The sequence below is a fragment of the Hymenobacter rigui genome, from assembly GCF_003944715.1.
Lineage (GTDB): Bacteria > Bacteroidota > Bacteroidia > Cytophagales > Hymenobacteraceae > Hymenobacter > Hymenobacter rigui.
Genome location: NZ_RWIT01000011.1, coordinates 106,143 through 133,092 on the forward strand (window position 1 = coordinate 106,143; position 26,950 = coordinate 133,092).

A 26,950-nucleotide genomic window follows, 5' to 3' on the forward strand; every position below is an offset into this window, starting at 1 on the left:
CATGACAGTTACGCTGGACCAGATACAGGCTCCCATTGCCGCCGAAATGGAGGAATTCGAGAAGAAATTCCGCCAGTCCATGCAAACCCGTCAGCTGTTGCTGGATAAAATCATGGGCTATATTGTGAAGCGCAAGGGTAAGCAGATCCGGCCCATGTTTGTGTTCTTCACAGCCAAAATCAGCGGCGGCGACCCGCTGCCGGAAGCCTCCTTCCGGGGCGCGGCCCTCATTGAGCTGCTGCACACGGCCACGCTGGTGCACGATGATGTGGTAGATGAGAGCAACTACCGGCGCGGGTTCTTCAGTATCAATGCCCTCTGGAAAAACAAGATTGCCGTGCTGGTAGGCGACTATCTGCTCAGCAAAGGCCTGCTCCTGAGCCTCGAAAACAACGACTACGAGCTGCTCAAAATAGTAAGCAACGCCGTGAAGGAGCTGAGCGAAGGGGAGCTGCTGCAAATTGAAAAAGCCCGCCGCCTCGATATTACCGAGGATGTGTACTTCGAGATTATCCGCCAGAAAACCGCTTCGCTGATTGCTTCCTGCTGCGCCGTGGGAGCCGCCTCGGCCGGCGCTGATGCTGACACGGTGGAGCGCGCCCGCCTGTTTGGGGAGAAGGTGGGTATGGCCTTTCAGATCAAAGACGACCTGTTCGACTTCGGTACTGCTGAAATTGGCAAGCCGGTGGGCATTGATATCAAGGAGAAGAAGATGACCCTGCCGCTTATCTATGCCCTGCAGCAGGCCGACTGGCTCACCAAGCGCCGCATTATCTACAACGTAAAAAACAACGACGGCCGCAAAGACCGGGTGCAGGCCGTTATCGACTTCGTGAAGCAGTCGGGTGGGCTGGACTACGCCATTCAGGTGATGAAGCGCTACCGCGACGAGGCGCTGGAAATCCTACGCACCTTTCCCGAGTCGGCCTCCCGCACTTCCCTGGAGCAGCTTATCAACTACACCATCGAGCGGAATCACTGATTACGCGGATGTTGAGCGGATTTCACGGATTTTGTGGACGACTCCTTTCCATTGGACGCAACGAAAAGAGGCTTGTCATCTGACAAGCCTCTTTTTGTAGTATTCGAACGATAGGCGTTCAACGAATCCGGCGAATTCGTCTGTTTCCGTGCTTTAGGCATGTACCTGATAGGCTACGCTACTCGGGGTTACCTCTGACACGTCGAACTGCACGCCGTCGAAGGTGCTTTTGACAGTGATTTCATGGGTCATGTCGCAGCCGGGACACTTGATTTCTTCCTTTTCAAACTGGCCGTCATCGTCCTTGGAGTTGGCCAGATGGTCGGCGGCAGGTACCCCGATCAGCTCGGTGAAAACCTCCGTGTGACACTTATTGCATTCGAATTTGAGGCCCACAGTGCGGCCTTGGAGCTCATCGAGCGGGGCGGGGGTGTTTTTTTGCTGAATCCACATAGGAAACCGAAGGTTTGGTTGTTGTAGAAAGATCGGGAGGCCGCGTTGGGCTAACAGGCTGTACGCGGAGAAGGGTGGCTGGGGTTGTGTTTGCGGGTAGGCCGCTGCGCCGGGCTTCTTCAACGAGGCGTTTCCGCGTATCTTCGGAAAGAAACCTGGCTGTTCAATTATCCTGATGCCCGATACCCTATCTACTCCTGCTGCGCCGCTGGTAGCCCCGCCGTTTCCGTGGGTGCCGCGCTGGCGCACGTTGCTTTCGTCCGTGGCGCTGGCCCGTGACCCAATCGGTAATCTGAACCGGGCCCATGCAAACCACGGCGACACGGTAGGGCTGCACCTGGGCGGTATCCGGCCGTGCTATATCACCCGCGACCCGGCCCTGGTGCAGCACATCCTGCAGAAAAACCACCGCCGCTACCTCAAATCCGACCTCACCCACGGCCTGATTCGCTACATCGGGCGCGGGCTGCTCACTAACGAAGGCGCTGACTGGCTGCGGCAGCGCCGACTGATTCAGCCGGGCTTTCACCGGCAGCGCCTGGCCGGCCTTACCCGTCTGATGCAGGCCGCCGCCGCTGAGTGGGTGCAGGAGCTGCACACCCGCGCAGCCGCCGGCCCGGCCGAGGTAGACATCCACGAAGCCATGACGCGGGTGGCGTTCCGGGTTATTTCGCAGGCCACGTTTGGCACCAGCATGAGCGACGCCGAGCGGGACCGGCTGTCGGAGGTACTGACGCAGATTCAGGCCTTTTACGTGCGCACCATCCGGCAGCCCTACCTGCGGCCCTGGCTGCAGGGTATTGGTAGCTACAGTCGGCACGAGGCCCTGAGCCGGGAGCTGCGGGAGCTGGTGCGCGGCTATATCCGGCAGCGCCAGCAGTCCGGTAACAGCTCCACCCAGCACGACGACCTGCTGCAGATGCTGCTGGATGCGCGCTACGAAGACACCGGCGAGCCAATGACGGAAGAGCAGCTGGTAGATGAGGCGAATATTCTGCTGCTGGCCGGCCACGAAACCTCTGCCAATGCCCTAAGCTGGCTGTTTTACCTGCTGGCCGAGCATCCGGATGCCGCCACGCAGGTGCGGGAGGAACTTCAGGCGGCCGGCTTGCTCAGCCGACCAGCTGCGTTTGATGAGCTGGCCCGGCTGCCGTATGCTATGCAGGTAATTCAGGAGACCATGCGCCTGTATCCCCCGGCCTGGATTCTGGACCGGGTAGCGCTGGAAGACGACGAGTTTCAGGGGCGCCCAATTCCGAAAGGGACGCTGTTTTCGCTGTATCTCTACGGGCTGCACCGCCACCCCACGTTGTGGTCGGAGCCCGATGCGTTTCGGCCGGAGCGGTTTGCGCCCGGTGCCCAGCCGCCTGTACCGGCGTATGCGTACCTGCCCTTTGGGGGCGGGCCGCGCCTGTGCATCGGCAACCATTTTGCCCTCACCGAAATTCAGGTAGTACTACTGGAAACGCTGCGACAGTTCACTATTACGCCAGCTACTGCCACGCCGGTAGTGCCCGTGCCGCTGATAACCCTGCGCCCGCAACAAGGGGTGTGGCTACGATTTCAACGACTTGTCTGATAAGTGGATACGCGTCTTGGTAAGCCGTGGCGCAGCTATTTTGCTATACTTGCCCGCATGACGCATCCCCTGAGCCTGCTTACCGCTGCACCTTTACTGGTTCCGCTGCTTGAAACTCCCGACCTGCTGTTGCGCGCCCCGCTGGCTACCGACCTGCCCGAGTTTACGGCCCTCGCCAACGACCCTGCGTTCTATCGGTTTCTGGGCAATAAACCGCAAACTGAGGAAGAGGTATGGCGGCGGATGCTAGGGCAGCTGGGCCACTGGGCCATGTTCGGGTACGGGGCGTGGTCCATTGAGGAAAAGGCCACGGGGCGCTACTGCGGTTCCGTGGGTTTCTTTGATTTTCAGCGCGACCTGACGCCTTCCCTCAAAGGAACTCTGGAAGCCGGCTGGACCATTGCCCCGCGCCTGCACGGCCGGGGATATGCCACGCAGGCCATCCAGGCCGCCCTGGATTGGATTACGCCGCGCTTCCCGGCGGAGCGCATCACCTGCATCATCGACCCCGATAACATCGCCTCCCTGGCGGTGGCCCGTAAGTTCGGTTTTAGCGAGTTTGCCCGTGCCACGTACCACAACGCGCCCATCGTGTTGCTGGAACGGCCCCGCTAAGGTGTATGCATAAGTTATCAGGCCGTCATGCAGAGCGCAGCGAAGCATCTCGCGTGCTGACGTTGCAGTAGTAATCAGATATCAGCACGCGAGATGCTTCGCTGCGCTCTGCATGACGATCGGTGAGTATGAGTTACTTCCGGTTTCCGGCTTTGCAGAAGCCCATTACTCTTTTACGAATTGCTGCGCCTGGTAACTGCCGGCACCGTCCAGTCGCACCTCGTACAGGCCCGCTGCCAGCCCGGATACGTCAATGCTCGGATGCGCGACGGTTATTTTCCGGGTGAGTATGAGCTGCCTGGTAGGAGAGTAGATGCGCGCGGTGGCAGCCCCGGTAAAGCGTACAAAAGTCAGCTCGTGAGCAACAGGGTTCGGGTACACCTCAAAGCGGCTGACTGCGGCTACACTGCGTGTATTGGTAACGGTGGCGGGCCGCAGCTCCACGTTATCCAGGCTGCACCAGTTGCCGGCGTTGGCATCCGACCACAGCCCGATTTCGCACTGCCCGTTGGTCACCTGAATGCCTGGTAGCTGAATTTGGGTCCACGTGTTGGTAACAGGCAGGGTCAGGTTTTTCTCCGGGCCCCCGAAGTTTTTGGCGTAGAGCTGGCAGGCCGTCTGCCCGCCGCCGTTCATTACCCAGGCGCTCAGTGTGTAGGTGCCGTTGGCAAGGCCGGTTTTTACCTGGTAGGTGCTCACCTGATACGCCGAGCCCAGCCAATGTGTGAGACGGTAAGTGCTGGCCTGTCCGTTGGTTTCGGTGTAGTCGGCGGCATAGTTGGCAGCGGTATTGGCCCAGCTGGTCCAGCTGGCGGGCGTTTGGGTGGCCACTCCGTCGGCCTCAAAACCGTGGTTGAGGAGCACGTTGGTCACAGGTGGCGGCGAAGTAGGAGTGACCAGAAAAGCATTCATGGCTATGGTGGGCCGGCCATTGTTGTTCCAGGCGCTGAGCGGGTAGCCACTGAAGCTGCGGTAGCCTTCCGGCTCCCAGTAAAACACGCCCAGTCCTTTGCCATTCGGCACGCTGAACACGGCATTCTGCACGGCTACCAGCATATCGTACACGTTCTGTGGGGCGCTGGCGCAGTCGCCGCCTACTTCCGCCACAACTACCTCTTTATTGTACCGGCTGGCCATGTCCCGGAGGTTGGCCTGCAGGCTGCTGATGGATACGGTATAGTCCTGATTCAACCAGTAGGGGTAGTACGACATGCCAATCACGTCATACCTGCCGCCGTTGGCCGTGAGATGGTCGAAAAACCACCGAAACCGGGCGTTATCGTTGCCTTTATCCAGGTGTACCACCACCTTTGAGGTGGGACTGGCGGCCTTCACGGCATCATAGCCTTTGTTGATGAGCTGGGTGAGCTGCCCGAAGTTGGTGCTGCTGCCCTCGGGCCACAGCATGCCGCCGGGTATTTCATTGCCCACCTGTACCCACTCCGGCGTTACTCCGTTGGCTTTCAGCGCACTCAGTACGGTGTAAGTATGGTCATATACATCGGTGAGAAGCTGCGGGAAGCTGTGGTTGGCCCAGGCCGCCGGCTTGGTCTGTTGGCCGGGGTCGGCCCAACTGTCGCTGTAATGGAAGTCAATCATCACGCGGAAGCCCATATTTTTGGCCCGCGTGGCCATGGTTACCACCTCGGCCGGGCTGCAGTGGCCATTCACCCAGTCCGTCATGTAGGGGTTCACCCACACACGCAGCCGGATGGAATTGATGCCTTTGTCCTTGAGAATCTGAAAGCAATCCTGCTGCACGCCCTGGTCGTTGTAAAACAGGTAGTTATTGGCTTCCATCTGCTGCAGCCAGCCCGTGTCGGCTCCTTTCGCAAACGATTGTGCACGTGCGGAAAAGGAAGTGGCCAGCTGTGCGCCGGTCAGACAAACCAATAACAGCGCCCAACGCGCAGTGAATGAAAAGAACGGAGTACGCATATGCAGACGGCAGAAGGAACAGAACAACCCAGGAAGCCAGCGGCACACAGGCCGCCGGAGCTGCTGCAAGATACAACGCGTTTTCAGCCGGTTGCTCCGCTGCTTCGCTATTTCCGCTGCATCCGCCTGTCTTGCTCCAACAAAGCGGGCCCGCCTTCCTTCCGGAAAACGGGCCCGCTTAACATCAGGTAAGCTGCAGGGTTATTCGGCCAGCAATTGGTCGATGGTTTTATTGAATTCGGCCACTTCCTGCTCGTAGTATTTGCCGGTGCCGGGGCCCGAGTAGCCGGTGTGAATCTTGCGCACCTCGCCTTTCTTATCCAGGAACAGGGTGGTGGGGAAGGCCAATACCTTCTGCACCTGCGGCAACGATTTGCTGGCCGCTTCCGAGGAAGCCTCACCCGCAATGGCAATATCGTAGCCGATGTTCATGCGCTGCTTCATTTTCTGGAGCTTCTGGGCGGCGACTTTCGGGTCAGTGGTACGCTCGTAGCCCAGCCCGATGATTTCCACGCCGCGCTGCTTGTTCTTCTCGTACCAGGGGGCCAGGAAGTTGGTTTCGTCCATGCAGTTGGGGCACCAGGAACCCAGAATCTGCACCACCACCACTTTGCCCTTGTACTTGGCATCGGTAGGGGAGATGGTAGTGCCTTCCACGATGCTCGGAAACTTGAAATCCAGCTTTTTCTGGCCGGGTTTCATACCGGTGAGGGCGTTGGCATCGGGCAGTTTGGCGTTGGGGTCCAGCGTGGCCGTCCAGGCTTCGTGGCCCTTCTTGCCGCTGTAGAAGTCGCCTTGTAGCGTATTGCCAACTTTCTTTGCCGTGAACAGGAAACCATGGCTGCCATCAAAAGTGGTAAGCTTTAGCTGGTTGCCTTGAGCTTGGCCTACTAGGTAACGGTAGTCGCCGGTGGTGGTGAGGAAAGTGCCCGTTACGTCTGAGCCTTTCTGCTCAAATACGCCCACAGCCGGCGTCACGTCGCCCTCCGTTCCTTTAAAATCAACTTTCCAGGTGCCGGAAAAGGATTGGGGCTGGGCCGTAGTAGCAGGATATTGCTGTTCACCCTTCATAGCCGCAAACGGCACGCGGTAGGGCTCCTTGCCGTCGTACTTCACCCAGGCACCTTTCAGCTTGTCGGTACCATCGGGGCGCACCACCAGCGCGGCATCGAATACACCCAGGCGGATGGTGGTGGAGTCGCCGGCCGTGCTGATTTCGTCGAGCTTCAGGCGCTCCTCGCCGTTGCGCAGCGTTACGGTGGGCTTGCCGCCGTCCTGGGCTACGTCAAACAGAAACGGAATTTCCTGGCCCTGGGCCGAGAGCACGCCCCGCCAGGTGCCAGCCGTGAGGGCCGGGGCTGCGTTGCTGCCCGCAGCCTCAGTGGCCGCCGGGTTTTCGGAAGTGGTGGAATTGGACTGACAGGCCACCGCGGCCAGCGCGAGTCCGGCCCCGGTTACGGCCTTGCGAAATGCAATGGCTACGGGCATGATGAAAAAGTTAAGTGAGTTCGTTCGGGGCTAAACTACGGCCGGCCCCGGTTGTTTACAACCTATGGCCGTTGCGACCGGGCAGATTATTGCATGGAACGTCATTCCGAGCGAAGCCGAGGAATCTCGCGTGCTGATGTCTGAATAGCATTACAACATCAGCACGCGAGATTCCTCGGCAAGCTCGGAATGACGTTCTATCTATGTAAGCTGCAACAATTCCGCCACTATCCGTTAGAATCATTCTAAATGAGGGGTAAGCCCGGGGGCAAAGGCCCGAAAAGTTGGGCCGCGCAACGGCCGGTACCTATATTTGCGTACCTATTCCGATAGGTTCGTTCTCTCCACTTTTTCCATTTCGCATTATGGCGTTTGACTTAGAAATGATCAAGGCCGTGTACGATGGCATGGGCTCCCGCATTGAAGCCGCCCGTACCGCCGTTGGCCGCCCGCTTACCCTGACTGAAAAAATCCTGTACGCTCACCTGTACGGCGGCTCTGTTTCGCAGGCGTATGAGCGGGGCGTTTCCTACGTCGATTTCGCTCCGGACCGCGTAGCCATGCAGGACGCCACGGCCCAGATGGCGCTGTTGCAGTTCATGCAGGCCGGCAAAGCCAAAGTTGCCGTTCCCAGCACCGTACACTGCGACCACCTGATTCAGGCCGAGCGGGGTGCCGACCAGGATTTGGCCGTAGCCAACTCCGAAAACAAGGAGGTGTACGACTTCCTGGCTTCGGTTTCCAATAAATACGGCATTGGCTTCTGGAAGCCCGGTGCTGGTATCATTCACCAGGTGGTACTCGAGAACTACGCCTTCCCCGGCGGTATGATGATCGGTACCGACTCGCACACGCCCAACGCCGGCGGCCTCGGCATGATTGCCATTGGCGTAGGCGGCGCCGATGCCGTAGACGTAATGTCGGGCATGGCCTGGGAGTTGAAGTTCCCGAAAGTAATTGGCGTGAAACTGACCGGCAAGCTGTCGGGCTGGGCTTCGGCCAAAGACGTTATCCTGAAAGTTGCCGGTATCCTGACCGTGAAAGGCGGTACCGGTGCTATTGTAGAATACTTCGGTGAAGGCGCAGAAAACCTGTCGGCTACCGGCAAAGGCACCATCTGCAACATGGGCGCTGAAATTGGAGCTACCACCTCGGTGTTCAGCTACGATGAGAAAATGGGCGACTACCTGCGTGGCACCGGCCGCGCCGAAATTGCCGACGCTGCCGCTGCCGTAGCCCACAACCTGCGCGCCGACGACGAAGTGTACGCCAACCCGGCCAACTTCTACGATCAGCTCATCGAAATCAACCTCTCCGAGCTGGAGCCCTACGTGAACGGCCCGTTCACGCCGGACGCCGCCTGGCCGATTTCGGAGTTTGCCGCTGCCGTGAAAGAGCACAACTGGCCCGCTAAGCTGGAAGTTGGCCTGATCGGTTCCTGCACCAACTCTTCCTATGAAGACATCACCCGCGCCGCCAGCATTGCCAAGCAGGCTGCCGACAAGGGCCTGACCGTACAAGCCGAGTATACCGTAACGCCCGGCTCGGAGCTGGTGCGCTACACCGTGGAGCGTGATGGTTTGCTGGACACCTTCGCTCAGATGGGCGGCGTGGTGCTGGCCAACGCTTGCGGTCCGTGCATTGGGCAGTGGGCCCGCCACATGGACGACATGAAGCGGCCGAACTCCATCATCACCTCGTTCAACCGCAACTTCGCCAAGCGTAACGACGGCAACCCGAACACCCACGCTTTCGTGGCCTCGCCCGAAATCGTGACGGCCTTCGCCATTGCCGGCGACCTGACCTTCAACCCCCTCACCGACACGCTGACCACCAAAAACGGGGAGCAGGTGAAATTCGATGAGCCCCAGGGCATTGAGCTGCCCCCCCGCGGTTTCGCCGTGGAAGATGCCGGTTTCCAGGCTCCCGCCGCCGATGGCTCGGGTGTACAGGTACTGGTAGATGAGGCTTCGGACCGTCTGCAGCTGCTGGAGCCCTTCAAGGCTTGGGAAGGCACCGACCTGAAAGGTCTGCGTCTGCTCATCAAAGCCCAGGGCAAGTGCACCACCGACCACATTTCGATGGCCGGCCCGTGGTTGAAATACCGCGGCCACCTGGACAATATCAGCAACAACATGCTCATTGGGGCTACCAACGCCTTCAACGGCGAGGCTAACTCGGTGAAAGACCAGCTGACGTCGGGTACGCCCCACGGCACGGTACCGCAGGTTGCCCGGAATTACAAAGCCCAGGGCATTGGTTCGATTGTAGTAGGTGACGAGAACTACGGGGAAGGCTCTTCGCGGGAGCACGCCGCCATGGAGCCCCGCCACCTGGGCGTGCGCGCCGTGCTGGTGAAATCCTTCGCCCGGATTCACGAAACCAACCTGAAGAAGCAGGGCATGCTGGCCCTGACCTTCGCCAACAAGGCCGACTACGACCTGATTGAGGAAGACGACACTATCGACATCCTCGGTCTTACCACGTTTGCCCCCGGCAAGCCGCTGGAAGTTCGTCTGCACCACGCCGATGGCGACACGGACCTCATCACGGTGAACCACACCTACAATGAAGGTCAGATTGAATGGTTCAAAGCCGGCTCGGCCCTGAACCTGATTCGTCTGAAAGAATCGGGTCAGGTAGCCTAGGCTGCCGACACGCTAGAATAGAAACGGCCGCCTTCCCGAATAGGGGAGGCGGCCGTTTTTTTATGATGCCGGTTGCAACGTCTGCATCAACCAGAAGCTCTATCAAACAAATACTATATGCATCATTCCCACTTCAACGCAGTATGAAACAGACAATTACTTTGGCAATTAGCGCCGCCTGCACGCTAGCCATCCACGGCTGCACTACCTGCGGCGGCGACCCACAGCCCTGCACGGATACGCCGGTAACCGTAACCAGCCTGGAAAAGGAATATGGCTGTACGGATACTCGTCGCCAGCTCACCACCAACCTGAACCAGACCTATACCATTATCCGGAATCAGGCGGATTTTGATCGGTTGGTAACCGGCAACTGCCACCCGCAGATTGACTTCACGAAGTATGACTTGGTAATTGGGAAGCAGGTTACCACAAGTGGTTCTTCCTCTTTTCAGTACATGTATCAGCGGCAGTGCCTGGCGGAGAGCATGAAACTACACGTAACCGTAATACCGGGAATGACTACGGATACTGGCAACCTGACTTATCATGCCTTGGTGCCTAAGCTGGCCCCGCAGGAAACGGTACAGGTTGACGTAAAAATGTAGGGTTGGTATACCAGGCACCCCGGTACTGCGCATCCATGCTGAGCTGTGCTATCTTGCGGCCTTATCTGGTTCTATCAGCAAGGCAGTATGAAGCTATGGTATTGGGCATTGGTGTTATGTGTGTACCTCATATCTGTTGCTTCAGCAAGGGCTCAGACCCCACAAATTGATACGCTGTATGAGCGAGCCTGGGCCGGCGACCGGCCGGCGTTGGAGAAACTGGTACGCCTGACCCGTAGCCGGAAACGTGTACTGTACCATATTGGTAGGCATCAGCGGAAGAGCCGTTTGGGCCTACTGGCAGCCTATGGCCTCCAGGACTTGGTGATATTCCCGCCTGATGAGCTACCTATTAAGTCGCTCGATTTTCCGCGTGCCCATCTGGCGTTGGTACGCCGCCGCATGCCGGAGTTGCGCTACTTTCCGGCGTACAAACAATGGGGATTGAGCCGGTTGGAGGACGATTCCAGCAGCGTATATCATCTGCGAAAGCTGCCGCCGGACAAAGTGGCGGCTGAGTTGAAACAGCCGGCTTATTTACTGCGAGGTATAGCGGAAGGTCCACAGCTGGATTCCTTGTGGCACGCCCGTAGTCCGCTGTTTCTGCGGGAACTGCCCCGGTACAATTACTGGTACCGGCACAGAGGCTTCTGGGACCAGGGAATGGTGGAGTTTATGGAACGAGTAACTGGTATGCAGGTTGGTATTCTTAACCACCATGCTGATACCGTTTATGCACTAGATTACGATACGTACGATATAGCCCTACGGAACTACACCGTTTTCTGGGCCCGGCATTATCAGCAATTCAGGTGGAACCCGCAGCGTGGTCAATTTGAATCCCCCGACCTGGTAGTGCATCCCCGCTCCGTAGCGCAGCAGCTGCTCGACCGGATTGTCAGCCCTGATACGGCGGTGGCTTTCAATGCCTACACCACATTCATCGAGCAAAATATCCGGGTGCCGTGGCGCAACACATCTGAGCTGACAAGCTTTTTCCCTAACCGGGCGCTGCCAACATTCTGGGAAAGATTTATCCCAGGCAAACAAGCTATGTATGCCTATCTGCGCCAGAATGATTTGCCCCTTATGCTGCCGCCGGCCCTGCAGCAGCAAAGCCTGCAGCTACTACAGCCGCTGGCTTTTGGCGTGCGTTACCACCTCGAAAACCAGCTGATTGAGCAGCTGAACCCGGAGCAGATAACCGCCTTCGAGCTGCTGATGCTGGACTACCAGCAGCATGAAGCAGCGCAGGAATCGGTGGGGCGGGTGCTGGATGTGTGGTACTCCCGAAACTGGGCCCGGATTACCAGCAGTGAGAAGCAGCTGAGCGCCTACCTCAAAAAGGTAAGCGTGTACAAAAAGCTGGGCATTGTGGGCATCAACAACAACTTCATCTACAAACTCAATACGCTGCGCGGGCAGCCGCGCCGGGCCGTGCGCCATCTGCGGGCCACGGCTTCGGATGCGGAGGTCCGGAAAGTGGCCCGTCGGGTATTGCGGCCTCATTGGTCATACCGCGCCCGGCGCACGTTCAGCCGGGTTCGGCAGGTTTCGCCACCGGCTAAACTGTATAAAGCGGATAGCCTGCGGCTGGTATTGCTGCAGCAGGGCCTGCAGGTGTACACGACGGGAAAGCTGGATGCAGCCCGCGTGGATACGGCCCTGAAGTACGACGCGCCTCTCGGGTTTGTGGGTGGCCATCTGCCCCGCGCCACCACGCTGCAGCCATTAATTCGCTTGCTGGAAGCGCACTTTCAGACCGACTTAGGCTTCGGACCGGCTTTCGGTTATTGGAACATGTCCGGCTCGCCGTCAGTAGTGCACCGGGCGCGGGCGTGGCGCTGGTACCTGCGCCAGCAGGGGCTGGTAGAGAAGGATACCGAACCCATTTCTTTCGTGCAGAAAAATAGTTTTCGTAGTCGCTCCAGCTCTACTCCTCTACGGCGCAGGCTCCGGCGGCTGAAATACTGGTGGCGTACTATGTGGTAACAATGCTACGAGCCCGTTACGGTGTACTGCATGCCCAAGCTACAGCGTAGCCACCTGCTCCGCCCGGTTCTCACGGGGGCGCTGCACCAGGTAATAGTACAGCAGAATGAAAAGGCCTGTCAGGAAAGGAATCAGGGCCAGGTGCTTGCCGGTGATGCCGCCCCATACCCTTACCGTATCAAACCCCGCAAACTCGCTGATCATCCAGTAGGAGTTGGCCGAAATCCAGAACACGATGGCCAGGTTATGGGCCAGCTCCGCCGCAATGTTGCGGGTACGCCAGGTGATGAGCAGGGCAATGGTCAGCGTGGGGAAAATCATGCTGATGCCCAGCGGCTTCCAGATCATGCACCAGCCAATATCCTTCAGTAACCAGAACAGGATGTGCAGATTTTCCATGCGGCGGTACGGGGCCGGAATACTATAAATCTGGTCGTCGGGCTGGGGCATAAGACAGGCGAAAGCGCAAAGATACACGGCCGGGCTTCCGGGCCGCAACAGGCCGTTACGGGGCACAAATCAGCTTTTTTTGGGCACTTGCGTATGAGGGCCAGAAAGCTCCTTCGTAGCTTGCCCGTTCATGACTGAATCCACCCAACACATAGCCCGGCAGATAGGTAAAGGAATTTTGTGGACCGGTGGCGGCCTGGTAGGGGCGGTGGCCGTCTACCTGGCCGCAGCCGCTGCTTTGTCGGCCGTGCCGGTAGCCGCCTCCGGCCCTCCGCCTGGCCCGCAGCAGGAAATAGAAGCCTACATCCTCTCCAACGGTGTGCATACCGATCTGGTAGTACCGGTTCGGTCACCGCAAATGGACTGGACGCGGCTGGTACCTTACACCGATACGCCGGCCGCTGACAGTTCCATGCAGTTTATTGGGTTTGGGTGGGGCGACAAGGGGTTTTACCTGGATACGCCCACCTGGGCTGAACTCAAGCCCAGCACCGCCGTGAAAGCCATGTTCTGGCTGAGTACCACGGCCATGCACACCACGTTCCATCATCGCCCTACGGTAGGCCCCGACTGCGTCCGGCTGCACCTGAGCCCGGCCGACTATGCCCGCTTGATTGTCTTCATCAAGGCTAGTTTTGAATACGATGCGCAGGACCATCCATTGCATATTGCCGGCCACAGCTACGGCCGGCATGATGCCTTTTACGAAGCCAGACGCACCTACAACCTGTTCTACACCTGCAACACCTGGGCCAACAACGGGCTGAAAGCGGCCGGGCAGAAAGCGGCACTCTGGACGCCCTTCGATTTCGGTATCTTCTGGCAGTACCGCTAGCCTAAAATGACGTTTTAAGCTCGTTTTAACACCGCTAAAACTACTTCAACCGTACAATCGATCATATGACGACCTACGACGAAATCTTCGAGAATAACCGCCAATGGGTGAGCACCAAAACCGGCTCCAATGCCGATTTTCTGCGCCAGCTCGCCGCCGACCAGAAGCCGGATTACCTGTACATCGGGTGCAGCGACTCGCGCGTAACGGCTGAGGACCTAATGGGCGTGGCTCCGGGCGAGGTATTTGTACACCGCAACATTGCCAATTTGGTCAATAACATTGACCTGAATGCCACCTCGGTAATTGAGTACGCCGTTGCTCACCTGGGCGTGAAGCACATTGTTGTGTGCGGCCACTATGGCTGTGGTGGCGTGAAAGCCGCCATGCAGTCCAAGGACCTGGGCCTGCTGAACCCCTGGCTGCGGAACATTCGCGACGTGTACCGCCTGCACCAAGCCGAGCTGGACGCCATTGAAGATGTGGATGTTCGCTACGACCGACTGGTGGAGCTGAACGTGCAGGAGCAGTGCGTAAACGTAATCAAGATGGCTGTGGTGCAGCAGAAGTACCTGGCAAACAAATACCCCACGGTACACGGCTGGGTGTTTGACTTGAAAACCGGCTTGCTGAAAGACCTGAAGCTGGACTTCGAGGAGATTCTGCACAGCATCCAGGAAATTTACAACCTCGGTGACGAGCCAATGTATACCGCCAGTGGCACTCCCGCTGAGGAAATCAGCGAGGCCAAAGATGAAGCTCAGCGCTAGGTTAGCGAGCTGCTATTCGGCTTCTTAACAAAAGAAATCCGGCTGCTTTCGGGTAGCGCACCGAAAGCAGCCGGAATAAGAGGAATCAATAAAACGGGCTTAATTGAGCCACACCTGAGCCACCGGCTCAAAGCGGTATTTGGCGAAGGCTCCATAGGGCTGCTCCGCATAGAAGCCTAGCACATGCACCTGAAGCTCTCCGGTGCGGGCATGGCGTCGCATCTGAATGGGATACACCTGGCCATTGGTAGGCCAGTCTCCGATGTGGTCAACAGGGCGTCGGGTGGCATCTACACACCGGGCAAACTGCTGGAGTGGAAGAGGAACGGGAAGCTGTGTTTTTGACATATCCAAAGATACGCATATTACAGCTTTTAACTAAAGAAATTGGCGAAAAAATATGCTGGATAAATCCCTGGATAAGGGCTTTAGGTTAAGCTAAATTGTGTTTTTGGGTGGTTTAATTCGGGTTTGTGCTATTGCCTGTCTAATGTGTTGCAGTGATTCTTACTCATTGCCTCGTGCTAATCGAGTTAGTAGCTGTGCTGTGGTTGACAGCTATTCAGTTCCATACTTTAGAGCTTTTCCAGTCGCACCCGGTATTCACCATCCGGACACCGGACACTTATGATATACAGGCCCGTCGGGTACTCACGCAGATCCAGTTCCTTTTTGGTGCCCGGCATAGAATACGACGCCAGAACCTGACCTACCATAGATAGTATCTGCACAGTTGCGGGGCTTGCGGGCACGGTAAGGCGCACTATTCCGGTAGTTGGGTTCGGATACAGAGTCAGGCCTGTCACCGCCGCAGATCGGGTAGGCAGTAGTTGCTGATACCGGGTAGCGGCGGCATCGGCGGCCTGCTGCAACTGTGCCAGGCTGGGGGCAGCCAGTACGGCAAAGGCCACCACCGCCGAATCAGCCGGGGCCAAGTAGGGGAGAGTACCTCCCACAACCTGCGAGGCATCTGTAGCCGTGAGCAGCCGGGCCGTTTGGGTTCCGCTGCTAAGGGCCAGGAATTTTTCGGCCGAGCTGAATCCATCGGCCAGCCGAATGGGTGAGCCAACCGGGGCCTGGTTGTCGAGGGCGTAGGCTGTCACCTGTCCGCCGGCCAAGTGACGCAGCCCGGTGTATACGCGCGGGGCTGCCGGATCATAGAGGTACTGCATGCGGCGGGCGGCATCCCATTCCACCGCATTCCGGCCTGGTTCACCGGGCAGGTCCCAATCCATAAACAGTCCGGCGTGCAGCGTCTTGAGTGTGTCAGATGTGAGGTTGGTAATGTGGTACTCTAGTAGCACATAGTCGCGGTGCGGGGCAGTTGCCCAGGCATAGGCCTGCTGCCGCACGCGTACCCCCACGGTGCGGCTCTGCGTCAGGGCCGGTAGCGAATCACGTAGTACCCCTACAGCTTCCTGGTCGGCCCGGAGCAGGCGGGTGCGGAGCTGGGTGCGTACCAACGTCTGAAAGTCGGTGTCGGCATCGCGCCGGTCGTTGCGCACATTATCCGAAACCCGAGTAGCGGAAGTAGCCAGCAATAATCCTCCCTCCGACAGCAGCGGCGGCCCCTGCCGGTAGCTGACGCCTTCACCGGCATCGGAGCTCAGTCCGTCGTACCCGATGTTGCCCCGGCTGGTGAGGGTAAGGGCCAGGTTGCCCGCGTTCAGCACGACATAGTCGGGGTTGAGCACGAGGGTTTCGTATTGGTCTTCCTGATACCCGGAGGCCACGTCCTGCAGCCGGTACCGGAGTACAGCTTTGGTATTGAGCGGAGCACCGGCGGCCACGGCCAGCCGGAACGGCGCTGCCGAGTTGGCACGCTGCTCCAGCGTAACCAGCGGCCCGGCCGCAAACGTGCCCTGCCGTACCAGCAGATGCGGCGACAACGAGGTAAGCGTCACGGTGAGGTTGCTGATGGGCTGCAGCAGATTCTGCACCTGCACAGCAAGGCGTAGCGTGTCGCCGGGAGCATAGGCCCGCTGGGCCGGAGCAAACGTGCGCGCCATTACCCGGGCCGAGTGCTGCCCGGCTTCGGTTACGGCCCGCAGCACGTTCAGGCGGCCCGAGCCGATGCGGCCGACGTAAGCGGCATTACCAGGTAGAGCATCAATATTATCGGTGGTGCGTCGCAGCTGGGCGGCTATCTGCGCCGCATTGTACTGTGGAAACCGCGTCCGGACCAGCCCGGCGGCTCCGGCCACCAGCGGGGCCGCAAACGACGAACCGCCCACCGCGAAGTAGTCCGAATCGGAATTGCCAAGCGTGGTCAGAATCTGGGTGCCGGGAGCCGATAAGTCTATACGGCGGCTGAAGGTGGCGTTTGTGCTCCGCTCATCGGTAGGCGTAAGCATGGCTACAGACAGCACATGGTCGTAGCTGGCGGGGTAAAATTCGAGGTCGGCGGGGGTGTTGCCGGCCGCAGCTACTATCACTGCATCGTGGTTGATGGCCGCATAGGTAATAACATCCTGCTCAAACTGGGAGCGGCCCCCAACCCCGCCCCACGACAGGTTGATGATCTGGCAACCATGGTCGGCAGCGTACACAATGGCTTCGTAGCCGGCGAAAGCGCCGGTGGCAGTGCCACTGGGGTAAATCTTGAGAGGCATAAACCGGCACCGGAACCCCACGCCGGCAATGCCTTTGCCATTGTCGGCGGCGGCGGCGGCACAGCCCGCTACCAGAATGCCGTGCACGCTGTTGGCTTCGCGGGTGGGGTCGTTGTCGTTGTCGGCGAAATCCCATCCGTAATAGTTGTCGACGTACCCATCCTGGTCGTTGTCAATACCATCAATCGGGTCACGGCGGTTTACCTGAATCTGCCGGGCCAGGTCCTCATGGGTGAGGCGAGTGCCACCGTCAATAATGGCAATGGTCAGGCTGGTGTCTCCCCTGGTAACATCCCAGGCACGGTAGGCACGGATGTTTTTGAGGTGATACTGTCCGCCGGCCCGGGTAGAGTCGGCCAGCGGGTCGTTCGGCTGGTACAGTGGCGGGTACGCATAGAGCGGCTCGGCATACGCCACAGTGCCGGTTTTGCGCAATACCTGGCAGGCGGCCTCCACAGACACGGACTCCGGTAGCTGTACTTCAAACACCCGCGACAGGTCAACCGCGCCGGGCTGGTCGGGGGAGGGTGGGCGGCTATGCGGAAACTTGGGATGTATCTGCCGGATCTGCAGTTGCTGCAACGCCGCTTCCAGCGCCGGGAGGCCGACCGGCGTAGTACGGCCGGGCAGTAGTTTCAGGACCACCCGGCCGGGCTGCACCGTTTTAGTGTATGCCGCACCGGGGAGTTGCTGGGCCGGGGCCAAGAATGTGCTGCTCAGCAGCAGGCTACACAGCAACAGGCGGTGCAGGAAGAAGCGGGGTAGGAGTAGCAGCATACGAAATAGGAAAAGGGCGATACATGCGCAACGGCCACCACTTCTGCATACGCAGTTGCCGTGGTCAGCCGTTCAGAAAGTTAGTCGGTAAAGATACTTCCTCGGTTACACGGGTTTTGCCGGGTTTCGACCAACCAACGTGCCGGCTCTGTCATTCGGCCGCCTTCACTTCCGAAAACCATTATGCGTTTGAGCATTCCTGCAATCAGAAAGCAAAAAAGCCCGGCTGCTGAACAGCAGAACCGGGCTTTTCTAAGTGCCATAATACTGGCAGGCTACAACGTATGGGCCGGAGCGCTTAGCGGGGCTTGGCGTACTTATACTTTTTTGGGGCATTCACCGTGCGGTACTTGTACGGGTCGTTGGCATTTGGGTCAATGTTGAGGCCCAGGCCAATGGGCTTACGCTCCTTGCGGAAGCGGGCCTTATTGTTGCCGCGTCTGGTGCGGTCCATCGAAACGGTGCCGTAACGGCTGGGGCGCTCCATCATTTTGTCTTCGCTGGAGCACGAAGTGCCCGCCAGCAGCAAGGCACAGGCAGACAGGAGTAGGTAATTTTTCATCAGAGAACGGTGGCGAGTGAAGGAGCAGTTGCTTACCGAAACAAGGCAGCACGTACTACGCCTGTGTACTCCAATGAAACCCAAAAGGATACATCTGCCGCGGAATAATACCGGACTTTCGGCGGGGTGTTATAAGCTCAGCATCTCCCGGAACCGTGCCGACTGCTGCCGGGAAACTTCCACCTCTGGGCCACCCCCGCGCAACTTGATTTTGAGCGTGTTGCTGAACCAGGGCTCAATGCTTTCCACCCATTTCAGATTGATGATCTGCTGACGGTTGGCCCGGAAAAACACGCGTGGGTCCAGGCGCTGCTCCAGGTGTTGCAGGGTACGCGGAATCAGGGGGCGGTGCTGCTCAAAGTAAATCTGGGTGTAGCTGCCGTTGATTTCAAACAGCCGGATATCGGAGAGGCGCACAAACCAGCACCGTTCCCCGTCTTTCACAAATACCTGGTCGTGTTCAGTGAGCGGAGCCACGGGTGCTTCCTCCGCCTCGGGACCAGCCACTGCAACTGCCACCGGAGCGGGTACCATCAGCTTGGCGCGGGCTTTGGACAAAGCAGAAGTCAATCGGTTTTCCTGAATGGGCTTCAGCAGATAATCCAAGGCATTTACCTCAAATGCCTGCAGCGCATATTCATCGTAAGCCGTGGTGAAGATGACGTGCGGAGCCGTCTCCAGGGAAGCCAGCAGCTCAAACCCGGTTTCGCCGGGCATGTGAATATCCAGAAACAGCAGGTCGGGCTGCAGCTCGTGCAGCAGAGTACGGGCTTCCTGCGCGTGGCGGGCTTCGCCTACTACCGTAACTTCCGGAAAGGCCTGCAGCAGGTGGCGCAGTTCCGTGCGCGCCAGGCGCGAATCATCAACAAGAAGGGCATTCATGGTACCAGGGCTACAAATGGGGGGCAGGAAGGACAGATACGGCAACAGAAGAGCGGGCAGGGGCCGGGGCCGATGGAGCTGGGCTTTCCCGCACCGGCAGCTGCAAATGCGCTACTACAGTATCAGGCATCTGCGGATCGTTGGCGAGGTGCAGGTGGGCGGCAGTGCCATACAGCAGCCCCAGCCGCTCCCGGGCATTTTGCACTCCTACGCCCTCGTGGCCAGCGCGGGGCTCGTAGCGGCCGGTGTTGCGTACCGTCACGTGCAGCACGCCGCCGTCGTTGAGCTGGGCCATAAGCTGAATGGAGCCCCCGGCCGGCCGGGGGGCAAGGCCGTGCTTGATGGCGTTTTCCACCAGCAGCTGCAGCGTCATGGGCGGAATGGGTACGTGCAGCGCGGCCGGGTCTACGTCCAGCGTGTAGTGCAGGCGCTCTTCCAGTTGCATGGCTTCCAGCTCCAGGTAGTGCTCCACAATCTCCAGCTCCCGGCGCAGCGGCACCTGCTCGGCCGAGTTCAGCTGAATGGAGTAGCGCAGCAAATCGGAGAGGTGGGTAATCATGTCGCGGGCCCGGGCAGGGTCCTCCATCACCAGGGCCCGGATGTTGTTGAGCCCGTTGAACATAAAATGGGGATTGATCTGGGCCTTGAGGGTGCGCATTTCGGCCTCGCGCACGGCGGCCGTCAGCTTCCAAGCGTTTACCTCTGCCTCGCGGGAGCGGCGCAGGTAGTACCAGCCCAGGTAAAAGCCCTCCCACAGCCACAGCAGAATATTGACGTTGACGGCGTACAGCATAAACGCTCCCCAACTGAAGGACTGTCCATTGCCGGTCGGCTTAATCACCCACACCATCAGGCTCCAGATGATGGCCTGGCTCACAACAGATACTGCCAGATTCAGCACGAACAGCCGGCCTAGCAGGGGCATGGGCGGAAGCTCCAGCCAGTTGGCCGCCCGAATCAGGTACCGCACCCCGTGGGAAAGCAGCGCAATGGGCACCACAATCACCAGATCAACCAGCAGTAGCTCCAGCGTAAACCCACGCGCCGACGCAAACAGAAACAGATTGAGGACTCCGTACAATGTCCAGCCGACCAGCTGGCAGTACCAGTACAGGCGGCTGGGAGCGGGCACGGCGCGCAGTACGGTAGCCTCGCTGATGGGAGATTTAGAGGCGGGCAGCAGCGGCATACGCGGGGCGGTTACGACGGTGACCCAGCAGCAGCAACCCCGCCAGCCCCATCAACGAGACAGTAATAAAGCCCGGAATCAGGTACAGATGCGCCGGAGTTGCAGTCAGTCCCAGCACCAGGCAGCCCCCGCTGATCAGGCCCGCCGCTACGCCGTAGGCCGGGGCCCGGTACAGCCAGGCATACGGGAAAAAGTGCGCCCCCGTGATGATGCCATAGCACATCACAAAATGCTGGGGGTAGCGCATGAATACAAAAATCAGGAAGGGAAAATAAAACAGCTGAGCCAGGTTCAGTACCAGCCCCAATGGCTGCAGCGGGTTGTGCGGCAGCGCCCACACGGTACCCAGTGCCTTCGACAGCAGCCAGGCCAGCGGCAGGGTAAGCGCACCCACAAAAAACGTGATGAACCCCCGCGTCGCTATGGGCAGCGGCAGCGTCCAGACGAGGGTAATGGCGGCCCACACCAGGGTGGCGGCCAGAATGAAATCAAGGCCGTTTTTGGCTTTGGTGGCGAGTTCCAGGCGGAGCGAATCGAACTGCTGAGCGGAAACCATAGAAATAGGAAGAGAAAATGTAGGGGCTATAACAGAAGTGTTGGGCAAGTCCGCCGGACGCCTTGTGCGCCCGGCGGGACCAAAATACAGTTATTTCACGGCCAGGCCGGGCTGCTTCAGGAAGGCATCAGTCTGCTGGAAAAACCACTGCTGGTCGTCGTACATCAGGAAGTGCTTGCCGGCCTCTGACATTTCCAGGCGGTAGTGGGGCAGCTTGGCGTACTGCTGGTTGAAGATGGCCGCCGTGCTTTCCTTGGTAGAGCCGTAGGGCTTGTAGGCGGCCCAGGCCCCCAGCACCAGTACCGGCTGCTGAATGCGGGCCACATCGGGGCGCAAATCGGTGGTGTACATGTCGTACATGGCCTGGGCCACCGTGGCGGGGTCCGACTGCAGGCCCCAGCGGGTTACCTGCGTGATGCGGGCCGTATCCGTAACCATACCGGCCGCCATCTGGCGTTGCTGGGTGGCGTTGAGGTGGCCCTGGCTGACTTGTTGGCGCATTTGTTCGGCCATCGGACGGATCTGCTCGGCGGTGGCAGCGGGGTTCTGCACGGCTCCCATAAAGGGCAGCGAATCAACAATAACCAGCGGACCCACCGCCGCGGGCTGGGTGGCGCTCATCCAGAGGGCCATGAATCCGCCCAGGCTGTGGCCAATGATGGCGGGCTGCTGCAGCTTCTGGGTTTTGATGTAGGCCAGCAGCTGGTCGCGCACGTTCAGCAGGAGCTTATCGGTAGAAGCCGGGGCGGCTGCGCCTCCGAAACCGGAAAGCGTGATAATGTGGCACTGGTACTGCTTCTGGTAGCGGGCCACAGTTTCATCCCACACAGCACCGGGGCAGGTCAGGCCCGGAATCAGTAGTACCGGCCGGCCCTTGCCCACCACCCGCACCGTGAAGTTGGGGTGCGCAGCCGGCGAATCGGCAACGATGGTGGTGGCTGGAGCAGCGGCGGCCGCCGGCATTACAGCGGTAGCCGACAGCAGCAGGGCGGCACACAGGGGGCGGAGGGAGGCAGTCAGGTTCATAGCAGCGGGAGGTGTAAGGGTTGATTGATGTCTCAAACCTACCCGCTGACTACCCCGAATGAAACTGCTTTTCCGGGAACGGTAAATCGACGGGCTGAACTGCCGGAGCTGCCGACTGAATGGTAGCAGCTGGCGGCGAATGGCAGTGGCCCGCCGGCAGCATCTGCCAACAAAAAAGAGCGACCAGACAGGTCGCTCTTTCCTCAGTTAGCCAACTAACACAGTCAGGCGTTTCGAAGCCGGGTATGGGTACGGCGAAATCAACAGCACGTCATGCGGCGCTCTGCATGACTGCCTGCGTAGCCGCAAACAACCTGGCTGTTGACACAGCCTAGATGATGTTGCGCAGATCCTGCCGCAGGTTTTCTATCCCCCGCCAGATTTCGTTCCATGGGCCATGCTCCGGCTCAGTTGTGGCTGAAGCGGCGTTAGTCGGTGCGGGCGTTTGGTGCAGGCGCTCCACCAGACGGGCGCGTTTGGCTTCCAGGGCTTCGGCATGCTGCTGGTAAGTGGCCTGCGAGCCGGCAGTAGTAGCATTGGCGCGCTTATGCAGCGTCTGAATCTTGGTGTCTAGTTCCGTCAGGGCTTGCCGCAGTGCTTCGGCGCTCAGGGTAACCGGAACGCGCATGTGGTCGGGGGTAGGAATGGTAGCCATACAGGTAGGAGGATGAGAGTGGCCGAACAGCGAGGCCGGAGCCCTGAAATGTGTACCCCTGCCGCCGGAAAAAGGATGCACCCCGGGGTACCCAACAATTCAACAATATACTCATAACACTCTGCTTACACCAGCCGGTAACCGGCGTACTAGCTTTGCTGCCATCGGTCAGATTTACAGTTGAAAGGCTATGCGTATACACCTACTCCTGCTGCTGTTGCCGGCATTGCCGCTACGCCCGGCCCGGGCCCAGGTACACACCGCTTCACTGGCCGAAAACACAGTTTCCACTACGGCCTCCACACCCCAGGCACCTGCGTCCCCACCAGTCCTCTACCATACTGCCGATGAAATGCCGGCCTTCCCCGGGGGCTCCGAAGCCTTCCAGAAGTTTCTGCGCAAAGAGCTGAAGTATCCCGATGAGGCATTGCGCAAAGGTGTATCGGGCCGGGTATTCGTGCGGTTTGTTATTACCGATGAAGGCCGCATCCGCGACGCGGAAGTGGTAAAAGGCCTCGGCAGCGGCCTCGATGAGGAGGCGCTGCGGCTGGTGCGCATTATGCCCTGGTGGACGCCGGGCCGTGTCAACGGGCAGCCCGTCTGGGTGTCCTACACGCTGCCCATCATCTTCCGCGCCCTGGAGTAAGGCGGGGCGGGATGAAAGGTGAAGGATGATCAGCAGGAGAAGGAACGTCATGCAGAGGCAGAGCCAAAGCATCCCGCGTGCTGACATTTGAATAGTATGGTGATGTCAGCACGCGAGATTCCTCGCGCTGCTCGGAATGACGTGTCAACATTCCCTTTCATCACCGTTCACCACCTCACCGGCACTCCCAGTTCCCGGGCCAGGGGGGCGGCGGCGGAAGCATAGAGCAGCGGCAGCAGCTCATTGGCGGCCGGAGCAAACTCCACGCGGTAGTCCTCGTGCAGCTTATCAATAGCTTTCAATACTTCCTGGGTGCGTTTGGCCAAGTGCTGAAGCAGGGGCTGGGTGGGGCCGTGGAGGCGGCTGGTGGCCTCGGGCTGGTGGCGTAGCACGTTGGTAAGCAGCCGCAAAGTCAACTCAATTTCGCCCAGCGTGTCGCCGGTAATTTTGGCGTGGTACGTGAGGCGCTGCTGCAGCTGCCGGGTGATGTGCAGCAGGTCGTTGGGAGTTTGGTGGAAACCGCGTACGGGGTCATCTACCTGTTGGCGCAGGCGGTGGCGGCGGGTTTCCAAAGCGTCGTCGCCTTCCAGCAGCCGGAAGGTGAGCTGCTCTACCAGTGTGGCATCCTGGGCCACGAGGCGGGCCAGCAGCTGGTCTTTTTCTTTCTGGGGAAGGCTGAACAGGGCTTTGCGAAGGTCGGGAGAGAGGGCAGGCATAGAACGCAACAACAAGATTAGGCGGCTTCTGATTCCGGCGGTACCAACCCGGCCAGGGCGGCCTGGTGCTTCAGTTCATCAAACTCGCCCTCACTTTTGGCAATGACCACCGTAGCTACCGCGTTGCCGATGATGTTGGTAATGGCCCGGGCCTCCGACATAAACCGATCCACACCCAGCAGCAGGGCCATGCCTTCCACGGGTATCACCTTGGTAGCGGCCAGCGTGGAAGCCAGCACGATAAAGCCCGAACCCGTTACGCCGGCCGCGCCCTTGCTGGTCAGCATCAGAATACCGATGATGGTGAGCTGCTGGCCCAGTGTAAGCGGCACGTTGAACGCCTGAGCCAGGAAAATGCTGCACATACTCAGGTAGATGGTGGTGCCATCGAGGTTGAAAGAGTAACCCGTGGGTACCACCAGCCCCACCACCGGTCGGGCGCACCCAAAGGCCGTGAGCTTGTCCATGAGCCGGGGCAGCGCCGATTCCGACGACGACGTGCCCAGCACCAGCAGCAGTTCCTCTTTGATGAAGCCCAGCAGCCGCCACAGGCTGAAGCCGTACCAGCGGGCAATGCTGCCCAGCACCCCGAAAATGAACACGGCCATGGTCAGGTACACCGAGCCCATCAGCAATGCCAGTGGCCGCAGCGTGTCCAGCCCGTACTTGCCAATGGTGAAGGCCATACCACCGAAAGCACCCAGCGGGGCCAGCTTCATCACCATGCCCAGAATGCCGAAAAATACGTGGCTCAGCCGCTCCAGCGTACTCAGCAAAGGCTGGCTCACATCGGCCGGTACCCGCGACAAAGCGGCCCCAAACAGCACCGCTACCAGCAGCACCTGTAGCACGTCGCCACCCGTGAAAGCCCCCAGAAAGTTATCGGGTACGATGTGGGTGAAGAAAGCTACCCAATCCATATGGGCTGCCTGCTCGGTGTATTGCCGGGTTTTGTCGGCTTCGGCGGCTACGCGGCTGGTATCCACACCCGCGCCGGGTTTGATGAGGTTGGCGGCCGCTACCCCGATGATGAGGGCTAGGGTAGTTACCAGCTCAAAGTAGAGCAGGGCCTTGCCGCCCATACGGCCCACTTTCTTCATGTCCCCGATGCTGCCCATGCCCAGCACCACTGTCAGGAAGATGATGGGGGCAATGAGCATCTTGATCAGCCCGATAAACGTGTCGCCGATGGGCTTGAGGCTGGCCCCGAAATCCGGAAACAGACTGCCTACCAGCACGCCCAGGGCAATAGCCGTGAGCACCTGCACCGTGAGGTTGCGGAAGAGTTTTGGCATAGGCCGGCAAGATAAGCCCATAGCGCGGTAGCACTAGCGCGCAGTTCCGTCTCGCGCACAAGTAGAGCAAGTAACAGACATTAGGCACATCGGGCGCAGTGCCGACTACTCGCCTGCGGCTCGTACGCGAAGCGGAGTTGCGCGCTACTGTTACCCGCGCTTCTTCGTTTTCTTGGTTTCCTTACCGGCTGTGCCGTAGGCCACGCGGTAAATCACGCCGTTGTCGTCATCAGAAACCAGCAGGGAGCCATCCGGCGCTTCCACGATGCTGCAGGGGCGGCCGAATTCCGACTTGTCGTTTTCCACCAGCCAGCCCGTAATGAAGTCCTCGAACTGCTGAGGCTGACCCTGCTCGTTGAAGCGCACCCGCACAATTTTGTAGCCCGAGGGCTGGGCGCGGTTCCAGGAGCCGTGCATGGTTACGAAGGCATCCTGCCGGTATGGCTGCGGAAACTGCTGACCCCGGTAGAACACCATGCCCAACGGCGCCGAATGGGCCTTGTACGTGAGCAGCGGCCGTACCGTGCGGGCATCAAACTGCTCGTACGTTTCCCCCGATTTGGGCTTGTTGGCGGGGTAGTGCTTACCATCGGCAATGATGGAAGGCCAGCCGTAGTGGCCACCATCCTTGATCTGGTTGAACTCCTCCATCTGGTCCTCGTCGCCGAGCCAGTCGATGCCGTGGTCGAGGCCGTAGAGCTGCTTGGTAACCGGGTGCCAGTCGAAGCCGATGGTATTGCGCAGGCCCTGGGCGTACACGCGCCGGCCCGAGCCATCGGGTTTCAGCTGGAGCAAAGTGGCGCTTTCGGGGTTGTCCTCGTCGCAGGCATTGCAGGTGCTGCCCACCGAGAGGTAGAGCATCCCATCGGGCCCGAACTGCAGGGTGCGGTTGGCGTGCTGGCCGGCGTCCGGCAGATCTTTGTACAGGGTTTTCAGCTCGCCCAGCGTGCCGTCGGCCTTTACGTCGGCCACGTACACCTCCCGGATGGCGGCCAGGTACAGCTTCCCGTCGCGGAGGGCCAGGCCGTGCAGGTGAGGCTTTTGGGCTACCTGCTGCATGGTTTCCACTTTACCATCCTGGTTGGCGTCGCGCAGCAGGGTAACGGTGCCTTTCACGCGGTTGCTCACGTAGGCGTCGCCGTTGGGGGCCACGGCCAGCATGCGGGGCATATCCAGGCCCTCGGCGTATTTGCTGATGGTGAAGCCCGCAGGCACCTGCAGACTGGCCACCCGCTCGGGCGTGGCCGGCAGTTTGTTGGGTAGGTAGATGTTGCCCGTCATCTGGAACGGGGTGGCGGCCGGGGGCACATTTTGGGCTGAGGCGGTAAAGCCAGCCAGCAGCACGGCGGCCAGAGGTATCGTCAGTTTCGGAAGCATAGCGCAGGTAAATAGTTGCGCTTGGATTAACTGCGTTTTTCCAGCCGGGGTTACGATTCAGCTTGCCGCCGCCCGCCACTGCCGCCGCAGCTTCCAGGCGGATAGGGTGGTAAGCAGGAGTAGCAGGAGCATGGTGTTGCGCCAGTTTGAAATCAGGTAATGAAGTACGTCTATATAGCGGATTCATGAACGGTGTAGCTGCCGTCGCCTAGCGTACGTAAGCAGGTATATGCAAGCGTATTCGATGGATTTGCGCCAGCGCGTGGCGCAGGCGCTGACTGAGCCCGGAGCCCGGCAGG

General features: G+C 59.4%; 24 protein-coding genes. 9 read left to right on the forward strand and 15 right to left on the reverse strand.

Going from position 1 to position 26,950, the window contains the following annotated elements:
• The first annotated feature begins 1 nt into the window (after nucleotide 1).
• Nucleotides 2-982: a polyprenyl synthetase family protein gene (locus tag EI291_RS17090; RefSeq protein WP_125422767.1), complete on the forward strand. Its 981-nt coding sequence runs from the start codon at nucleotides 2-4 to the stop codon at nucleotides 980-982.
• Nucleotides 983-1,135: 153 nt separating this feature from the next.
• Here the strand turns inward: EI291_RS17090 and EI291_RS17095 are convergent, their stop codons facing one another.
• Nucleotides 1,136-1,435 carry a hypothetical protein gene (locus EI291_RS17095; protein WP_125422770.1) on the reverse strand — a complete coding sequence of 100 codons (300 nt, stop codon included), beginning with the start codon at nucleotides 1,433-1,435 and terminating at the stop codon, nucleotides 1,136-1,138.
• Nucleotides 1,436-1,610: 175 nt separating this feature from the next.
• Here EI291_RS17095 and EI291_RS17100 point away from each other — a divergent pair, with 175 nt between their 5' ends.
• Together EI291_RS17100 and EI291_RS17105 are read left to right on the forward strand one after the other, a co-directional pair.
• The gene (locus EI291_RS17100) at nucleotides 1,611-3,014 is read left to right on the forward strand and encodes a cytochrome P450 (protein ID WP_125422773.1); all 1,404 of its coding nucleotides are present in this window, start codon (nucleotides 1,611-1,613) and stop codon (nucleotides 3,012-3,014) included.
• Nucleotides 3,015-3,071: 57 nt separating this feature from the next.
• Nucleotides 3,072-3,629: a GNAT family N-acetyltransferase gene (locus EI291_RS17105; RefSeq protein ID WP_125422776.1), complete on the forward strand. Its 558-nt coding sequence runs from the start codon at nucleotides 3,072-3,074 to the stop codon at nucleotides 3,627-3,629.
• A gap of 165 nt (nucleotides 3,630-3,794) precedes the next feature.
• Here the strand turns inward: EI291_RS17105 and EI291_RS17110 are convergent, their stop codons facing one another.
• Entirely contained in the window at nucleotides 3,795-5,567 is a 1,773-nt protein-coding gene (locus EI291_RS17110) for a glycosyl hydrolase 53 family protein (RefSeq protein ID WP_125422778.1), read from the reverse strand.
• A 201-nt stretch (nucleotides 5,568-5,768) separates the two neighbouring features.
• Nucleotides 5,769-7,055, reverse strand: a complete 1,287-nt coding sequence (locus tag EI291_RS17115) for a TlpA disulfide reductase family protein (protein ID WP_125422781.1) — start codon at nucleotides 7,053-7,055, stop codon at nucleotides 5,769-5,771.
• 365 nt (nucleotides 7,056-7,420) lie between these two features.
• On the opposite strand from EI291_RS17115, the gene EI291_RS17120 reads away from it, so the two are divergent.
• From EI291_RS17120 to EI291_RS17130, 3 genes are all read left to right on the forward strand, one after another.
• Nucleotides 7,421-9,703, forward strand: coding sequence for an aconitate hydratase (locus EI291_RS17120; RefSeq protein ID WP_125422784.1), 2,283 nt, complete (start codon nucleotides 7,421-7,423; stop codon nucleotides 9,701-9,703).
• 143 nt (nucleotides 9,704-9,846) lie between these two features.
• Nucleotides 9,847-10,311: a hypothetical protein gene (locus tag EI291_RS17125; protein WP_125422787.1), complete on the forward strand. Its 465-nt coding sequence runs from the start codon at nucleotides 9,847-9,849 to the stop codon at nucleotides 10,309-10,311.
• 288 nt (nucleotides 10,312-10,599) lie between these two features.
• Complete coding sequence (locus EI291_RS17130; RefSeq protein ID WP_170172701.1) at nucleotides 10,600-12,303, forward strand: hypothetical protein; 1,704 nt, start codon at nucleotides 10,600-10,602, stop codon at nucleotides 12,301-12,303.
• A 39-nt stretch (nucleotides 12,304-12,342) separates the two neighbouring features.
• Here the strand turns inward: EI291_RS17130 and EI291_RS17135 are convergent, their stop codons facing one another.
• Nucleotides 12,343-12,753 carry a hypothetical protein gene (locus EI291_RS17135; protein WP_205701621.1) on the reverse strand — a complete coding sequence of 137 codons (411 nt, stop codon included), beginning with the start codon at nucleotides 12,751-12,753 and terminating at the stop codon, nucleotides 12,343-12,345.
• Between the two features lie 130 nt (nucleotides 12,754-12,883).
• Between EI291_RS17135 and EI291_RS17140 the strand changes: the two genes are divergently transcribed.
• Nucleotides 12,884-13,588, forward strand: a complete 705-nt coding sequence (locus EI291_RS17140) for a TIGR02117 family protein (RefSeq protein WP_125422793.1) — start codon at nucleotides 12,884-12,886, stop codon at nucleotides 13,586-13,588.
• 65 nt (nucleotides 13,589-13,653) lie between these two features.
• Nucleotides 13,654-14,358 (forward strand): carbonic anhydrase, encoded by a 705-nt coding sequence (locus tag EI291_RS17145; RefSeq protein WP_125422796.1) that lies wholly within the window; start codon nucleotides 13,654-13,656, stop codon nucleotides 14,356-14,358.
• A gap of 99 nt (nucleotides 14,359-14,457) precedes the next feature.
• On the opposite strand, the gene EI291_RS17150 is transcribed toward EI291_RS17145, so the two are convergent.
• The 8 genes from EI291_RS17150 to EI291_RS17185 form a co-directional block, all read right to left on the reverse strand.
• On the reverse strand, nucleotides 14,458-14,706 hold the full coding sequence (locus EI291_RS17150; protein ID WP_125422799.1) for a hypothetical protein: 249 nt from the start codon (nucleotides 14,704-14,706) through the stop codon (nucleotides 14,458-14,460).
• Between the two features lie 227 nt (nucleotides 14,707-14,933).
• A complete protein-coding gene (locus EI291_RS17155) occupies nucleotides 14,934-17,747 on the reverse strand; it encodes a S8 family peptidase (protein WP_125422802.1) in 2,814 nt (937 codons plus the stop codon).
• A 298-nt stretch (nucleotides 17,748-18,045) separates the two neighbouring features.
• Nucleotides 18,046-18,309, reverse strand: a complete 264-nt coding sequence (locus EI291_RS17160) for a hypothetical protein (RefSeq protein ID WP_125422805.1) — start codon at nucleotides 18,307-18,309, stop codon at nucleotides 18,046-18,048.
• 129 nt (nucleotides 18,310-18,438) lie between these two features.
• Nucleotides 18,439-19,191, reverse strand: a complete 753-nt coding sequence (locus EI291_RS17165; protein ID WP_125422808.1) for a LytR/AlgR family response regulator transcription factor — start codon at nucleotides 19,189-19,191, stop codon at nucleotides 18,439-18,441.
• Between the two features lie 10 nt (nucleotides 19,192-19,201).
• Nucleotides 19,202-20,380: a sensor histidine kinase gene (locus tag EI291_RS17170; RefSeq protein WP_125422811.1), complete on the reverse strand. Its 1,179-nt coding sequence runs from the start codon at nucleotides 20,378-20,380 to the stop codon at nucleotides 19,202-19,204.
• A complete protein-coding gene (locus EI291_RS17175) occupies nucleotides 20,358-20,936 on the reverse strand; it encodes a DUF7010 family protein (protein WP_125422814.1) in 579 nt (192 codons plus the stop codon). The genes EI291_RS17170 and EI291_RS17175 overlap by 23 nt, the downstream gene beginning before the upstream one ends.
• Nucleotides 20,937-21,026: 90 nt before the next feature.
• Nucleotides 21,027-21,962 carry an alpha/beta fold hydrolase gene (locus tag EI291_RS17180; RefSeq protein WP_125422817.1) on the reverse strand — a complete coding sequence of 312 codons (936 nt, stop codon included), beginning with the start codon at nucleotides 21,960-21,962 and terminating at the stop codon, nucleotides 21,027-21,029.
• 331 nt (nucleotides 21,963-22,293) lie between these two features.
• Complete coding sequence (locus EI291_RS17185) at nucleotides 22,294-22,617, reverse strand: hypothetical protein (RefSeq protein ID WP_125422820.1); 324 nt, start codon at nucleotides 22,615-22,617, stop codon at nucleotides 22,294-22,296.
• Nucleotides 22,618-22,807: 190 nt separating this feature from the next.
• Between EI291_RS17185 and EI291_RS17190 the strand changes: the two genes are divergently transcribed.
• Nucleotides 22,808-23,263 carry an energy transducer TonB gene (locus tag EI291_RS17190; protein ID WP_125422823.1) on the forward strand — a complete coding sequence of 152 codons (456 nt, stop codon included), beginning with the start codon at nucleotides 22,808-22,810 and terminating at the stop codon, nucleotides 23,261-23,263.
• A 167-nt stretch (nucleotides 23,264-23,430) separates the two neighbouring features.
• Here EI291_RS17190 and EI291_RS17195 read toward each other — a convergent pair whose 3' ends face one another.
• The 3 genes from EI291_RS17195 to EI291_RS17205 form a co-directional block, all read right to left on the reverse strand.
• Nucleotides 23,431-23,979 carry a hypothetical protein gene (locus tag EI291_RS17195; RefSeq protein ID WP_125422826.1) on the reverse strand — a complete coding sequence of 183 codons (549 nt, stop codon included), beginning with the start codon at nucleotides 23,977-23,979 and terminating at the stop codon, nucleotides 23,431-23,433.
• A gap of 17 nt (nucleotides 23,980-23,996) precedes the next feature.
• A complete protein-coding gene (locus EI291_RS17200; protein ID WP_125422829.1) occupies nucleotides 23,997-25,274 on the reverse strand; it encodes a dicarboxylate/amino acid:cation symporter in 1,278 nt (425 codons plus the stop codon).
• Nucleotides 25,275-25,424: 150 nt separating this feature from the next.
• Nucleotides 25,425-26,651: a PQQ-dependent sugar dehydrogenase gene (locus EI291_RS17205; RefSeq protein ID WP_125422832.1), complete on the reverse strand. Its 1,227-nt coding sequence runs from the start codon at nucleotides 26,649-26,651 to the stop codon at nucleotides 25,425-25,427.
• Nucleotides 26,652-26,950 lie beyond the last annotated feature (299 nt).

Bases quoted from the DNA above. Each gene is read 5' to 3' on its own strand.
- EI291_RS17125 (WP_125422787.1), top strand. From the start codon at position 9,847: ATGAAACAGACAATTACTTTGGCAATTAGCGCCGCCTGCACGCTAGCC.
- EI291_RS17105 (WP_125422776.1), top strand. From the start codon at position 3,072: ATGACGCATCCCCTGAGCCTGCTTACCGCTGCACCTTTACTGGTTCCG.
- EI291_RS17185 (WP_125422820.1), bottom strand. From the start codon at position 22,617: ATGGCTACCATTCCTACCCCCGACCACATGCGCGTTCCGGTTACCCTG.
- EI291_RS17175 (WP_125422814.1), bottom strand. From the start codon at position 20,936: ATGGTTTCCGCTCAGCAGTTCGATTCGCTCCGCCTGGAACTCGCCACC.
- EI291_RS17150 (WP_125422799.1), bottom strand. From the start codon at position 14,706: ATGTCAAAAACACAGCTTCCCGTTCCTCTTCCACTCCAGCAGTTTGCC.
- EI291_RS17165 (WP_125422808.1), bottom strand. From the start codon at position 19,191: ATGAATGCCCTTCTTGTTGATGATTCGCGCCTGGCGCGCACGGAACTG.
- EI291_RS17180 (WP_125422817.1), bottom strand. From the start codon at position 21,962: ATGAACCTGACTGCCTCCCTCCGCCCCCTGTGTGCCGCCCTGCTGCTG.
- EI291_RS17095 (WP_125422770.1), bottom strand. From the start codon at position 1,435: ATGTGGATTCAGCAAAAAAACACCCCCGCCCCGCTCGATGAGCTCCAA.
- EI291_RS17100 (WP_125422773.1), top strand. From the start codon at position 1,611: ATGCCCGATACCCTATCTACTCCTGCTGCGCCGCTGGTAGCCCCGCCG.
- EI291_RS17110 (WP_125422778.1), bottom strand. From the start codon at position 5,567: ATGCGTACTCCGTTCTTTTCATTCACTGCGCGTTGGGCGCTGTTATTG.
- EI291_RS17195 (WP_125422826.1), bottom strand. From the start codon at position 23,979: ATGCCTGCCCTCTCTCCCGACCTTCGCAAAGCCCTGTTCAGCCTTCCC.
- EI291_RS17170 (WP_125422811.1), bottom strand. From the start codon at position 20,380: ATGCCGCTGCTGCCCGCCTCTAAATCTCCCATCAGCGAGGCTACCGTA.
- EI291_RS17135 (WP_205701621.1), bottom strand. From the start codon at position 12,753: ATGCCCCAGCCCGACGACCAGATTTATAGTATTCCGGCCCCGTACCGC.
- EI291_RS17155 (WP_125422802.1), bottom strand. From the start codon at position 17,747: ATGCTGCTACTCCTACCCCGCTTCTTCCTGCACCGCCTGTTGCTGTGT.
- EI291_RS17200 (WP_125422829.1), bottom strand. From the start codon at position 25,274: ATGCCAAAACTCTTCCGCAACCTCACGGTGCAGGTGCTCACGGCTATT.
- EI291_RS17160 (WP_125422805.1), bottom strand. From the start codon at position 18,309: ATGAAAAATTACCTACTCCTGTCTGCCTGTGCCTTGCTGCTGGCGGGC.
- EI291_RS17145 (WP_125422796.1), top strand. From the start codon at position 13,654: ATGACGACCTACGACGAAATCTTCGAGAATAACCGCCAATGGGTGAGC.
- EI291_RS17140 (WP_125422793.1), top strand. From the start codon at position 12,884: ATGACTGAATCCACCCAACACATAGCCCGGCAGATAGGTAAAGGAATT.
- EI291_RS17090 (WP_125422767.1), top strand. From the start codon at position 2: ATGACAGTTACGCTGGACCAGATACAGGCTCCCATTGCCGCCGAAATG.
- EI291_RS17120 (WP_125422784.1), top strand. From the start codon at position 7,421: ATGGCGTTTGACTTAGAAATGATCAAGGCCGTGTACGATGGCATGGGC.
- EI291_RS17190 (WP_125422823.1), top strand. From the start codon at position 22,808: ATGCGTATACACCTACTCCTGCTGCTGTTGCCGGCATTGCCGCTACGC.
- EI291_RS17205 (WP_125422832.1), bottom strand. From the start codon at position 26,651: ATGCTTCCGAAACTGACGATACCTCTGGCCGCCGTGCTGCTGGCTGGC.
- EI291_RS17115 (WP_125422781.1), bottom strand. From the start codon at position 7,055: ATGCCCGTAGCCATTGCATTTCGCAAGGCCGTAACCGGGGCCGGACTC.